This is a genomic window from Ornithinibacillus californiensis (assembly GCF_001038485.1).
Lineage (GTDB): Bacteria > Bacillota > Bacilli > Bacillales > Amphibacillaceae > Ornithinibacillus > Ornithinibacillus californiensis.
This window is the reverse complement of sequence record NZ_LDUE01000030.1, coordinates 1-13,172: the sequence shown is the minus strand read 5'-3', so window position 1 is coordinate 13,172 and position 13,172 is coordinate 1. Positions and strand designations below refer to the sequence as shown.

Annotated in this window: 13 protein-coding genes and 1 pseudogene; 10 read left to right on the top strand and 4 right to left on the bottom strand. The window is 37.5% G+C overall.

Annotated elements, in window-relative coordinates; genetic code table 11:
* Positions 1-219 precede the first annotated feature (219 nt).
* Positions 220-2,688 (top strand): hypothetical protein, encoded by a 2,469-nt coding sequence (locus tag TE34_RS07435; RefSeq protein ID WP_047984189.1) that lies wholly within the window; start codon positions 220-222, stop codon positions 2,686-2,688.
* Positions 2,689-2,821: 133 nt separating this feature from the next.
* On the top strand, positions 2,822-3,598 hold the full coding sequence (locus TE34_RS07430) for a hypothetical protein (protein ID WP_047984188.1): 777 nt from the start codon (positions 2,822-2,824) through the stop codon (positions 3,596-3,598).
* 42 nt (positions 3,599-3,640) lie between these two features.
* Here the strand turns inward: TE34_RS07430 and TE34_RS07425 are convergent, their stop codons facing one another.
* On the bottom strand, positions 3,641-4,255 hold the full coding sequence (locus tag TE34_RS07425) for a pre-mRNA-splicing factor CWC25 family protein (RefSeq protein WP_047984187.1): 615 nt from the start codon (positions 4,253-4,255) through the stop codon (positions 3,641-3,643).
* A 157-nt stretch (positions 4,256-4,412) separates the two neighbouring features.
* On the opposite strand from TE34_RS07425, the gene TE34_RS07420 reads away from it, so the two are divergent.
* Positions 4,413-5,237: a YitT family protein gene (locus tag TE34_RS07420; protein WP_047984256.1), complete on the top strand. Its 825-nt coding sequence runs from the start codon at positions 4,413-4,415 to the stop codon at positions 5,235-5,237.
* Positions 5,238-5,269: 32 nt separating this feature from the next.
* Here the strand turns inward: TE34_RS07420 and TE34_RS07415 are convergent, their stop codons facing one another.
* Positions 5,270-6,589, bottom strand: a complete 1,320-nt coding sequence (locus tag TE34_RS07415; protein WP_047984186.1) for a UDP-glucose dehydrogenase family protein — start codon at positions 6,587-6,589, stop codon at positions 5,270-5,272.
* Entirely contained in the window at positions 6,586-7,476 is an 891-nt protein-coding gene (gene galU, locus TE34_RS07410; RefSeq protein ID WP_047984185.1) for a UTP--glucose-1-phosphate uridylyltransferase GalU, read from the bottom strand. Before galU ends, TE34_RS07415 begins: the two co-directional genes overlap by 4 nt.
* A gap of 186 nt (positions 7,477-7,662) precedes the next feature.
* Here galU and TE34_RS07405 point away from each other — a divergent pair, with 186 nt between their 5' ends.
* On the top strand, positions 7,663-8,145 hold the full coding sequence (locus TE34_RS07405) for a FixH family protein (protein WP_053075000.1): 483 nt from the start codon (positions 7,663-7,665) through the stop codon (positions 8,143-8,145).
* 103 nt (positions 8,146-8,248) lie between these two features.
* Positions 8,249-8,809, top strand: a pseudogene (locus TE34_RS07400) (AAA family ATPase).
* A 6-nt stretch (positions 8,810-8,815) separates the two neighbouring features.
* Here the strand turns inward: TE34_RS07400 and TE34_RS07395 are convergent.
* Positions 8,816-9,199, bottom strand: coding sequence for a hypothetical protein (locus TE34_RS07395; protein ID WP_047984184.1), 384 nt, complete (start codon positions 9,197-9,199; stop codon positions 8,816-8,818).
* A gap of 271 nt (positions 9,200-9,470) precedes the next feature.
* Here TE34_RS07395 and TE34_RS07390 point away from each other — a divergent pair, with 271 nt between their 5' ends.
* From TE34_RS07390 to TE34_RS07375, 5 genes are all read left to right on the top strand, one after another.
* The gene (locus TE34_RS07390) at positions 9,471-10,769 is read left to right on the top strand and encodes an MBL fold metallo-hydrolase (RefSeq protein ID WP_053074999.1); all 1,299 of its coding nucleotides are present in this window, start codon (positions 9,471-9,473) and stop codon (positions 10,767-10,769) included.
* Between the two features lie 17 nt (positions 10,770-10,786).
* Complete coding sequence (locus tag TE34_RS07385) at positions 10,787-11,047, top strand: DUF3006 domain-containing protein (RefSeq protein ID WP_047984253.1); 261 nt, start codon at positions 10,787-10,789, stop codon at positions 11,045-11,047.
* Between the two features lie 133 nt (positions 11,048-11,180).
* Complete coding sequence (locus TE34_RS07380; RefSeq protein WP_047984183.1) at positions 11,181-11,972, top strand: SDR family oxidoreductase; 792 nt, start codon at positions 11,181-11,183, stop codon at positions 11,970-11,972.
* 78 nt (positions 11,973-12,050) lie between these two features.
* Entirely contained in the window at positions 12,051-12,227 is a 177-nt protein-coding gene (locus TE34_RS20990) for a hypothetical protein (protein ID WP_157037596.1), read from the top strand.
* Positions 12,224-12,976: a nuclease-related domain-containing protein gene (locus tag TE34_RS07375; protein WP_084710653.1), complete on the top strand. Its 753-nt coding sequence runs from the start codon at positions 12,224-12,226 to the stop codon at positions 12,974-12,976. The genes TE34_RS20990 and TE34_RS07375 overlap by 4 nt, the downstream gene beginning before the upstream one ends.
* The last annotated feature ends 196 nt before the right edge of the window (positions 12,977-13,172 follow it).

Below are 13,172 nucleotides of genomic sequence, written 5' to 3'. Positions count from 1 at the left end.
CTCCTGTGGGAGGATAGGCATCGGTGAGACCCCGCAGTGCGTAAGCACGAGGAGGCTCACCAGCCGCCCACGGAAAGCGAAGTATATTTCCGGAGCGGGTATTATGCACTAAAGTATAGTATGAATTTTCTTTGATTAAAACACCCTTGTCCCATTTTTTCTTTTTTCTATAGTACAAGCTCCAATTTGTAGATTATAATACGTATAGGAGGTGTCTTTATGCCTATACAACCAAAATTTCAAATTGGAAGAAAAGAACGCAAATATTTTGCCACGAAAACTTTTACAGATCGTGAATTACCAAGAGAGGTATTTTTCAATCATTTACATAGCATGAATGAGCGCCTACATGAGGATTACGATGTGATTGTATATTATGGAGTAGGAGGAATCGGAAAAACTAGTCTACAAAAACAACTAAAGGTTGAACTAGTAGACTATGACCCTCACGCATTATATACCTCACTAGATTTTAAGGATCATTCCTTCCATACACCAGCTCGCGCCTTACTAGAGCTTGTAAGGGAAATAAAATACCAAAAGAATATCACCTTTGCTCATTTCGAGCTCGCTTATTCGTTGTATTTTTACAAACGAAATCCAGACATTACATACAATGAGAAAAAACTTCGGTATGAAAAAGAACTTTCAATTCTAGGAAGTATTATTAGCACATTGGATGGACTCGGAATAGCAGGTTCCATTACAGGGATTGTCGGAAAAGTATATGAATCAGGAAAGAAATGGCACTTAAAAAAAGAAGTAAAAGAGCAACTAATCGAATTAGAACACTGCTCCCTGCAAGAAATGGAAGAGCGCTTAATTGCCTTTTTCGCCTATGATTTACGCCTTGCCATAGAAAAGTACAACATTAAACATACGGTTATCTTCCTCGATACATTCGAAGCAATATGGTCTAGTGTAACGAATAAGGCTACCATTCATTCCAAAGACAAGTGGGTGCGGGATTTAATTGGTTCCCTTCCGGATGTATTGTTTGTCATCTGTGGAAGAGAATATTTAGAATGGGAAAAGTACGACTCCGATTGGAAGGAAATTCTTGATCATCATATCATTGAAAATCTTTCAACTAATGATGCAGATAGCTTCCTAGAAAATTGTGGTATTACTGAGAAAGAAGTACGTCAAAAAATCATTACCTCTAGTAGTGGACATCCATATCATCTAGACTTATCGGTTGATACGTATTTTGAAATGAAGAATCTCGGTGAGGAAATCCATGCGGACAAATTCGCCTCTAACCAACGTGAGATACTAGACCGATTCCTGCAATACTTAACCGATGAAGAAATTGAAACGTTAAAAATCATGACAACGCCGCGTTTCTATACGGAAGATATGTTTCATTATTTATTGCGAGAGCATCCAACTGGTTACGCTGCAACGCGTTATCATGATTTTAATAAGTTTTCATTTATTACAAAGGAACAAGATAAGCAATTTATTCATGCATTGATGCGACAAGGTATGTTGGATTATACGAACCAAGAGTTATCCAAACGTGTTCATCACACACTTGCAACCTATTATGACAAGTTAGTAGAGAATTATGCTTCAACAGCCATACACCCAGAGAATGAAATTCAGGCGCTTGAGGAATCTATATTCCATCATGAAGCTTATCTCGAACAAGAAGCATTTTTCTACTGGTTATCAACAGCTTGCCTACCAATCTTGAAAAAGTTACAGTTACGAGGAGAAACAAGGTTTCTCCGCCAAGTACTAGAACAACTGTATCAAGAACACGGGGCAAGTGCACTAGGGCTGTCGCTTATGCAGATACTAATTGATATGGTTCATTTGAACGGAGAGTATCAACAGGCGATTACCATGATTGAAAATCTATTTGCTAACGAAGGTACCGCTGAAATTTTGGCTAATAAAGAAAAAGCACATCTTGCCATCCGGAAAGTTCATCATCAGATGTTTTCAAAACCTGTAGATGGATTAATTGAAGAGCTATTAAGCTATGAATCTATTCTTAAAGAGAAGGATTGGACAGCTGAATACAATGAGCTTTTATTTATGGTAGGTGGCAACCTGGGTGTGTTATCTGGGGATATGAAATTCAGTAGAGAATGGTTAGTGAAATCCATCCGATACGCAAAAGAAACTGAGATGGACAACTACCTTGTACGTGCCTTACGAAAATATGCTGATGTCTTAAAAGTAAATGGGCACTTAAAATGGGCAAGAAAGTGCTGTGAAGTAGGGATAGAGCTTGCTAGAAAAGGAGCTTATGATCGATACGAAGCGATATTGGTCTGTACATTAGCTGATATACATCGAATGGAAAGAGCATACTCTATTGCAGATGATTTTCTAGATGAGGCGATGAAACAGATTAAAAAAGTTGGTATCAAAGGCTGGGAAGGCCACATATTCCTTTCAAAGGGTGAGCTGAACTTCCAAAAGGGCCAATATGCTGAAGCACATCATTATTTTAATCTAGCTAATGAGCTATACCAAACGATTGATCAGGAATGGGGGCTCATTCAAGCAAACATTGGGCTGGAACGTTGCAAACTTGAAGGTGAAGCTGGTTCTGAACACCCTATTAACTATTGGATCCAAAAAGCAGCAAACTTAAATTACCAAATTCAAGAAACACAAGCAACACAAACTAGCTTAGGGAATACAGATATAATTGTGTTGCCATTTCTATAATCAATAAGGTGCTGGTTCTTGTCAGCATCTTTTTTTATTGCTCTTCAACCGTTGTTACAAAATCATAACAATGGTATAGGACAATTCACTCCCCACATACCCTTTACAAACAACAACGAAAGGGGCTGAGTCAATGGACTTGATTAAACTAGAGTGGGTTCCACTTCATAAAATAAAAGCACGGCACACGACAACTAAATCGCTTACCCGTTACTCTTACCATAGGTATACAAATAATCACGTCCCCTATATCCATATTATTCGAGACAAAAAAGGGCAACTGTTATTGCATAAAGGTATCGAGGCTTATAACATATTAAAATCTCAGAGCCCCCAAATTACTGTCCCAGTCTATATTTTAGAAAAACAGCATATCACTCAGCTCGATTGGACGCTCCGATTATTTCAGTCCTGCATGCAAGAAAAAGTTAATTATAAACTAAAATACGAGTATATTATGCTTTTACTGAAAGAAACCAATAACAATATCAAACGTATTTGTGAAAATACCGGTTGTTCCAAAAATGAAATCTATCAACTTATATTTGACCCAACCATTCCTGAAAAGTACAAAGAGCTAGCTATGAAATATAATCGACGATGTATTGTTAATGAAATTGCCAAAAACCCAAAGCTTCTAAACTATCGTTCTGTACTTTACCCAGCAGTCTTCCAGAAGAAGAATCGTTTAACCTATGAGAAACTTAAGCTCTTTCTCACCTTTTTAGATGCAGGCTATGATTTTAATGTAAACTCCATCCTTGCGCTTCAGAACTTAAATCAAGTTGTCGATCGTGATCAAGCATTAAGGTATTATTGGGATCACTTAACTTTTCCTCACACGCAAATTATGGAAGGAGTCTTTTATTATAAAGGCGATAAAAATTCAAAGATTAATGTAAGACTGTAAAACGGAGAATGGATTCGTCCTTTCTCCGTTATTTTTCTTTCATTAAAAGTTAATAAAATTGTTCAAAGTGTTCTTGGTTAAAAACCCATCGATGCCTTTCTTACCTAAGAGATAGTCCTCTATTTCCTCTTTTACAAATCCGAGTTCCTTCAATCCCTTTGCAATGACGGACAAGTAAGGAGCAGAAGGTTTTCTGAGAGATACCATATGTATTGGTAAACTACTTGTAAATGTAAAAATTGGTGCCCCATCTTTTCTCCCTAGGAATACTATCCGGTTATACCAACCATCATGTATATCGATGAAACCTTTCCGTTCTATCACTTCTAAATCCAAATCCACCTTTACTCCATTGTTTTCTTGTGAAACAACATCATAAAACTGTTCTTCTTTAATCAAGTACATTCTACCGATCGTGCTCTCCTCGTTGGTGGTACCCGTACCAATAAATGCTACACCACCAATCCCCCATTTACTTCTTTCCTTTGCAAAATAGAGTGGATATGGAATATCAACCCGTTCATTCCTTTTCGGGGGTGTTTTATCTCGAGCTCCACGTTCAGGACGATTTGAGCCAGGGGGAGTTCCGCCATATATATATGCTAAAAACCTATCTTCCATTAAGTTCGATCCGTAACTAGCGTACCATACATCCATTTATACACCTCCAAAAGTATGTTAATAGAGAATTAAACACAACATAGAATAACCTTTTTACTGTATAATTTTAACGTACCATTTTTTTGAAAATTAATAAAGAAGGTGTTTTAACTTGGGAAAGCAACATAAAAAGGAATCAATTGGCAGCATTATTATGCGCTATTCGATGATGCTTATAGGCGCAGCGCTTGCAGCTGTGGCATTAGAACTATTCTTAATCCCCAATTCCATCATAGACGGTGGCATAATCGGTATTTCCTTACTTACGAATAATTTAACAGGTCTCAATTTCGGTATTTTAATACTTATTTTTAACCTTCCTTTCCTAATTGCTGGATACAAATATATAGGAAAAAACTTTGTTATCTCTTCCTTATTTAGTATTGTTGCGCTAGCACTTATAGAACCGACATTACATTCGTTAACGCCGGCTACAGATGAGCCTTTATTAGCTACTGTTTTTGGTGGATTAATTTTAGGTGTGGGTGTTGGTATTGTTATTCGTAATGCTGGAGCTTTGGATGGAACCGAGATACTTGGAATCCTATTATCTCGTAAGTTACCTTTTTCTGTAGGCGAGTTTGTTATGTTTATCAACATCTTTATTTTTGCTTGGGCAGGATTTGTCCTTGGCTGGGAACAAGCAATGCTTTCTATCATTACCTACTTTATTGCGTCGAAAGCAATCGACTTTGTTGGTCAAGGACTTACCGGTGATACAAAAGCTGCACTAGTTGTAACGAATGAATATAAAGAAGTCGGCGAAGCAATCCAAGAAAGACTTGGACGCATGATTACGAACTTATATGGTAAAGGTGGCTTTATAGAGGAAGACAAAGAGGTTATCTTTGTTGTGTTAACTCGTTTAGAGATAGCTAAACTACGATCTATCGTTTTCGAAACAGACCCGCAAGCATTTATTACGATTATCGATGCGCAAGAAGCACATGGTGGTAAATTCAAAAGCGCCATTCATTAAGAGGGCAGCTCCCAAAACAGGAGCTGCCCTTTCTATTTCACATACGTTAATGGTGGGATCTTAGGTCTACCAATGGAATAATACTCTATCTGCTTCTCAGCCATAACCTCTGGTGGATAGCAATTACGACCATCAAAGATAATTGGCGATTTCATAAGCTGATAAACATCTAAATCTATTTCCTTAAATTCATCCCACTCTGTTAATAATAACGCAGCTTCACTCTCTAATAATGCTTCCTTCATACTATCTGCAAATTTAACTTGATCATGTAGAAGATTCATCGCTTGCTCCATCGCAACTGGATCATAGCAGATAACATCTGCACCTAGCGTTATCAAGGTATTCGTAATAATAATGGAGGCGGCCTCTCGCATGTCATCGGTATTCGGTTTAAATGTTAATCCTAGTACGGTAACTCTCTTCCCTTTTAGCGAGGTAAATCTATCAAGCAAGCGATCAACTAGGATCATCTGCTGCTTTTGATTGACTTGAACAACCCCTTTTAACAAATCAAAATCATACTGAACATTGCCAGCAATCTGTATTAATGCCTTCGTATCTTTAGGAAAACAAGAACCTCCATAACCGATTCCTGCTTTTAAAAACTTACTCCCTATACGCTCATCCATCCCCATTCCTTGCGCGACCAAGTCAACATTTGCCCCAACACGTTCACAAATATTTGCAATTTCATTGATAAAGCTAATTTTCGTTGCCAGAAAAGCGTTTGAAGCATATTTTATCATTTCAGCACTTCGAATATCTGTCTTAAATATCGGTATTCCAAAAGGTTTATTTACTCTCTCCATCACTTCAATGGCCTTTAAGTTATGGGCCCCTACTACGATTCGATCACCACGAAAGGCATCTTGAATCGCTGTTCCTTCCCTTAAAAATTCAGGATTTGAAACCATATCTACTGTAATATCCCGTATCAGATTATCTTGAAGAATGCTATAAATTTTATCATTTGTTCCAACGGGGACCGTACTCTTTATCACCACTAATGCATCGTTCCGAACAAATTTTGCAATAGTTTTCGCTGCCTCTTCTACATACTGAATATCCGCTGATCCATCCTCCTTCTCTGGAGTACCTACAGCTATATAGATCACTTCCGCATTTTCTAAACCAATTTCATACTCTGTTGTAAAGAAAAGCCTCCCCTTAGCCATGTTTTTAACCATCAATTCCTCTAACCCTGGCTCCCAAATCGTTGCTCTCCCAGACTTTAATTGTTCCATCTTCTTCGTATCCAAATCGATACAACGAACATGGTGACCAACCTCGGCTAGACTAACTCCTGTTACGAGTCCGACATATCCTGTACCAACAACGGCAATATTCATCGTACTACCTCTCGTGAATGATATTTTTCTAATAGCTCCCTTAGCATTTGCTCTACCTGTCCACTAAACTCGCTGTTTTCAAGAGCAAAATCTACCGTGGTACGTAAGAAACCCATTTTATCTCCAACATCATATCGGTTACCTTCCAATTGGTAGGCGTAAACCTGTTCCAGCTCATTTAAACGGTTAATTGCATCTGTTAATTGGATTTCCCCACCAGCTCCTGGTACTTGGTTTTCTAATAGATCGAATATAGCGGGGGTTAGAACATAACGCCCCATAATCGCTAGAGTACTTGGAGCAGCTTCCATCTTCGGCTTTTCTACTAATTTTTTCACTGAGTGTAATCGACCTTGCTTCTTATCCGACTCAACAATTCCATACCGCTCTGTTTCTTCTATAGGAATTTCTTGTACCCCAATAATGGAGGAATCCAACTTTTCGAATTGCATGATTAATTGTTTAATACCAGGTGTTTCCGCTCGAACAATATCATCACCTAATAACACAGCAAATGGTTCATCACCGATAAACTTACGTGCACACCATACAGCATTACCAAGTCCTCTCGGTTCTTTTTGTCTAATATAATGAATTTCCACATTGGATGAAGGTTGAATTTTCTCGAGTAATGCATGCTTCCCTTTTTTAATCAGGTTGTCTTCCAGCTCTATATTTTTATCGAAATGATCCTCAATAGCACGCTTTCCCTTTCCGGTAACAATAATAATGTCCTCAATACCTGAACGTTTTGCCTCTTCCACAATATAATCAATTGTAGGACGATCAATTATAGGTAACATCTCCTTAGGCATTGCTTTCGTTGCCGGTAGAAAGCGTGTACCTAATCCAGCTGCAGGAATGATTGCTTTTTTTACACGTTTCATTTAGTTCCCTCCATTCAATATTCACTCTATCTTAAGTATCCCATTTGAGTTTCAGTTTATTGTGAAAATAGTGTAATTTCTATGTAAATGATAGCTGTAACAAAATGTCAATATCTGTTCAAAACTCTACGTTTAAATTATGATGCAACATGATAGAATACAGATAGATTGAAAGGAGTTTTTGGAATGAAATCAAAATTATTTTTTATCCTAATTGCAGTTTCAATTATTTTACTAGCTGCTTGTTCCGATACGAATGAAAACAATCCTGACGAAGAAGAAGTACTTGTTTTAGGGGCAACACTTGATGTGCCCGAGGCTGCAGAAGTTAACGAAGAGGTTGAACTTCTTGCTACTGTCACATATGGTGAAGAGAATGTTACGGATGCTGATGAAGTCGTTTATGAAATTTGGGAAGAGGGAAAAAAAGACGAAAGCACGAAAATAGAGTCCACAAATAATGAAGACGGTACATATACCGCTACTACTTCATTTGATCATGATGGATTATTCCATGTACAAGTCCATGTAACTGCAAGAGATATGCACACAATGCCTAAACTAGCGATTACGATTGGTGAAGGCGGTCATTATGAACAAACCGATGAAGATACAGAGGACGATCATGGTCATGAGGAAACTGAAGAAGATGAGCATGGTGGTCATTAAATAATGGATATTTCGGTAGGCTGAATCTAATTAGATTTAGCCTTTTTTCTTTGCCAAAATATGATAAACTATTTATAAAATTCTAAAAGGGGTACTATATGAAATGAAATTTGTACTTATCACAGGACCACAAGCTGTTGGAAAAATGACTGTCGGACAATAACTCGCTAGAATCACGAATTTAAAGCTCTTTCATAACCACATGACAATCGAATTAGTTAGCAATTTCTTTGATTATGGAACCAAAGAAGGAAAACGGTTAGTAAACCTCTTTCGCCGTGAGATTTTTGAATCAGTGGCAACAAGTGATTTAGATGGTTTAATCTTCACTTATTTGTGGGCCTTTGATCTGCAAGAAGACTGGGATTACGTAAACCGCATCTGCAAGATTTTTGAATCGAGAGGTGGCACGGTCTATTTTGTAGAGTTAGAGGCTGACATATCCGAGAGATTGGAAAGAAATAAAACGCCCAATAGACTAGAACATAAGCCGTCGAAAAGAGATATCGAGTGGTCGGAAAACAACCTAAAAAATTCGATAGTTAAACATCGATTAAATTCTTTAGAAGGCGAAATTCCGTATGAAAACTACATAAGAATTAACAATACAAACCTAAGTGCTGCTGAAGTAGCGAAGAAGGTTAAGGAAGGATTTAAACTATAACAAAGTCTAATTATTTCCCCTACCCTTTATCTTATCTAGCAGGGCCTTAACCTTTCCCTCCTCTTCTTTGGTTTTTTCCAAATCTATGGACACTTCCTTTATTTCACCATCCATTAGCGTAAGTCGTAGCCAGATATGTGGCTGGAGAATAAGGTCAAAATCACCTTGATGGATAACTAGCTCTTTTTCCAATGCCTCTACTAGAATGACAACTTTTTCTCCGTCCTCTATTCGGTCTACGACTCCATTAACTGATACAGTTTTCTTGTTGGATGGTTGATCTACTGATTCAAGTGCGATTTTTTCTGCAAAAATAGTAACTAGGCCATTACCTATTAGTACAAGAAATATTAGGATCGTAGTTATTTTCCACTGAACTAGTTTTTTCACGTCCATCCCTCCTATCCCTAAGTATGCCAATTCGATAAAAATAAATCATCTTTGTAAAATAGTGTTTTACTGAACTTTTTTAGGTAGAAAATTTGTTTTTCATAGGTAGAAAATACAATTTTGCATTAGTAGAGGGCTATTAAAATTTAATTTCTAGTAATTTTTATGTTGTGGGATATCACCAACCTTTACCCTGTCGTTCTCATGTAGATTTCCTTAGGTTATTTTGTTACGATTAATGAGGTTAAATGATTTTTATGGGGGAATAAACATGTATAAAAGACTCTTGCTTCCCGTGCTGATGGCGTTTTTCTTAGTTGCCTGTGGTCAAGGTGTAGAACCGGATAGTAGTGAGGAAGTAAAAGATAAAAAAGTAGATATAGAAGTGACGCAGACAGAAGAAGAGGTCAGTGACGCAAAAGAAGTAGCTGACGAACAAACCGATTCACAAAGTGATGAAGCTACACAAGAAGAAAAGGAAGAAAAAGAAGAACCCAAAAACGTTGGTAGCCTTCCAGAGTTACAGGTTCACTATATTGATGTCGGGCAAGCCGATGCGACACTATTGCAATATGGTGAGCACAATATATTATTTGACGTTGGGGACTGGCGAGGAAATGAAGTCGTCAATTATTTACAATCGCAAGGCGTTACCAAACTAGATTTAGTTATTGGGAGTCATCCAGATGCCGATCATATTGGCCAGCTAGATGATGTGGTTAATGCAATGACGGTTACAGAAGTTTGGTTATCCGGAAACGATAGTACCTCAAATACATTTCAACGCGGTCTCGAAGCTGTGTTAGAAAGTGGTGCCAACTATCATGAGCCTCGTTCCGGAGATGAATTTGATATTGGACCAATGAATTTAAAAGTTCTCTATCCACAGTCTGCTACCGGTAAATCAAATGAAGAGTCTATCTCAGTACTTTTCACGTATGGTAACGTAAAGTTCCTGTTTACTGGAGATGCGGATACGAATGCTGAGAAGCGTATGATGAATGCCGGGTTTACGATAGATGCTGATATTTTACAGTTAGGACATCACGGATCATCTACATCCAGTGATCATTCATTTGTAAATGCGGTAAGCCCGGACGTAGCAATATATAGTGCGGGTGCTGATAATAGTTACGGCCATCCACATAGAGAAATTGTCTCACTCATGAACAATGCTGGAATTGAATTATATGGCACGGATGTCCACGGCACGATTATTGTGACGACAGATGGTAAAGACTATTCTATTAAGACGAAAAAGGATGGAACAGTAACCCCGAAAAGTAGTGAAACTAACAGTGGTTCAAGCTCTAGTTCTGGGAGCGGAACAAATTCAGACTCTGGTTCCTCTCCAAATGAATCAAATGAACAAGCGAATTCAAGCTGTGTCAACATTAATACGGCTTCATTCGAAGAGGTACAGAATATTAAACACATTGGACCAGAGCGTGCACAAGACCTTATCGAATTGAGACCATTTAGTTCCGTGAAAGATTTAACACGGATAAAAGGAATTGGCGATGCTAGAATAAGGGATATCGAAGCAGAAGGAATTGCATGTGTAAATTAAAGTTCGGAGGGAAAGCAATGAAAGGTGTACTAGACAGATTTGAAGGAAATCAAGCTGTGATATTAATTGAAGAAGATAAAGCAGAGCTTGTCGTTGCAAAGGAAGAACTTCCTGAAGGTAGTGATATAAATACCGTTTTTAAAATGGAGAAGCAAGATGGATCTTACAAAATTGTAGAAATTGATCACGAGGCAGAAAAAGAAGCCAAAGAAACGACAGCAGACCTTTTAGCAAAATTACGTGCAAAGAGCAATGGAAGTAAATTTAAGAAGGATTAAGAGAATCGGTGCGATGCGCCGGTTTTTTTAGGTTTCGCAATATCTGTTTCTTCATAAAATTATGTATATTTTACTATAAAATAATAGAGCTGTGATATACTTTGATTAATCGCATTACTAGGAGGTAATACATATGGATCTTGGGTTAAAAGGAAAATCCGTTATCGTAATGGCTGCAAGTAAAGGTCTAGGGAAAGCAACCGCACTACAATTTGCACACGAAGGAGCTCATGTCGTAGTCTCCAGTCGAAACGAGGAAGATTTAATTGCAACTGTCGCAGAAATTAAAGAAAGCACTGCAAACAACAATGTTTTCTACAAAACTTGTGATGTGACCAATCCAGATGAAATTAAAGAACTCGTTCAATTTGCGGCGGAATTAAACGGAACAGTAGATGTACTCGTCAACAACGCAGGAGGACCTCCAGCTGGTGGGTTTGCAAACTTTGAAGATGATGCATGGCAAAATGCATTTGAACTTAATTTACTAAGTTTTGTCAGAGCAATTCGTGAAGTACTCCCATATATGAAGGAACAACAAAGCGGTCGAATTATTAACTTCACCTCGTCATCTATTAAACAATCCATTGATAATCTAATTCTATCAAACACATTCCGCGCAGGAGTTGTCGGGTTGGCTAAGAGCCTGTCTCAAGAGCTTGCAAGAGACAATATTTTGATTAACACCATTGGACCAGGCCGAATCGCAACAGAACGTGTAGAACATTTAGATAAGATCCGTGCAGAGAAACTAGGTTTGTCCTATAAGGAAATTGTATCTTCAACCGAAAAAAGTATTCCGATGGGTCGCTACGGATTGCCAGAAGAATTTGCTAAGCAAGCCGTTTTCTTATGCTCTGCAGCAAATACGTATACGACTGGACAGACGTTGTTGGTTGATGGTGGGTTAGTTAAGGCGTTGTAATTATGTTTAGGGGAGATCGTTTAGTCATTCTCCCCTATTATCTCTCAAGTGATTTTTCATAAAGAAAGGATGAAGTAAATGGAAGCAAAGAAACGAACCCCTTCTAAAGAGCTGCAAATACTAGAGATTTTGTCTTATCGAAGCGAACTATCAGAGAAGGAAGAGCAACACTATTTTAATTTAAAGAAAGGTTATGAAGGAGAGGTGTTGTTTGATGGAATACTTGATCACAACTTCAAACTGATTGCTTTATAATAAAAGATTTACTACTTACCCATCACAACTCGTTATTTCAAATTGATACTTTATTAGTTTTCCCCGATGTGATAAAGGTCTACGAAATCAAAAACTTTGAAGCGGAATATATCTATAAGAATGATAACTTCTATAAATATCCAGATTATAAAATAACAAACCCCTTCCACCAACTAGATCGGGCAGAAACCCTACTACAACAATTTGTCAATCGTAATTCTATCAATATTCCAATTCAAGCCTCTGTGGTATTTGTCAATCCAGAATTCACCTTATACAATGCTCCTCTAGATAAACGATTTATTCTTCCAACACAAATTAACTCCCTACTTAGGAAATTAAATTCTAAACATTCCGATATTACCAATCGAACTAGAGCAATTGTAGACAAGCTCTTATCTTCTCATCAAGAGGAGTATCCATATTCTAACCTACCTTCCTACTCTTATAATCAACTTAAGAAAGGGATCAGCTGTCAAAACTGCAAATCATTCTCTATTAGAGTTTCGGGGTATTATTGTTACTGCATTAATTGTGGAAGGAATGAAAAGATAGCCGATGCTGTTTTACGAACAACCGAAGAATTCATTCTATTATTCCCAAATGAAAAAATAACAACAAGTATTGTAAACGACTGGTGTGCATCTTTACTGACACAACAAAGAATACAAAGAATATTAATGACACGATATAATTTTATCAGCAACAAACGTTGGTCTTACTTTAAAGCTAGAAAACCTATTGAGTAATGACTCAATAGGTTTCTTTTATTAGCAATTGCAATCTATTCAACATTTATTCTTTGTCTCAACCAAAATCCTCACTCAACTAAAGGATTATAGATTAGAACTCCTCTATTCTTCATCTCAACCAAATTCCTCAACCAACTTAAGGATTAGAACCACTCTATTCTTCATCTCAACAAAAATCTCCACCCAACTTAAG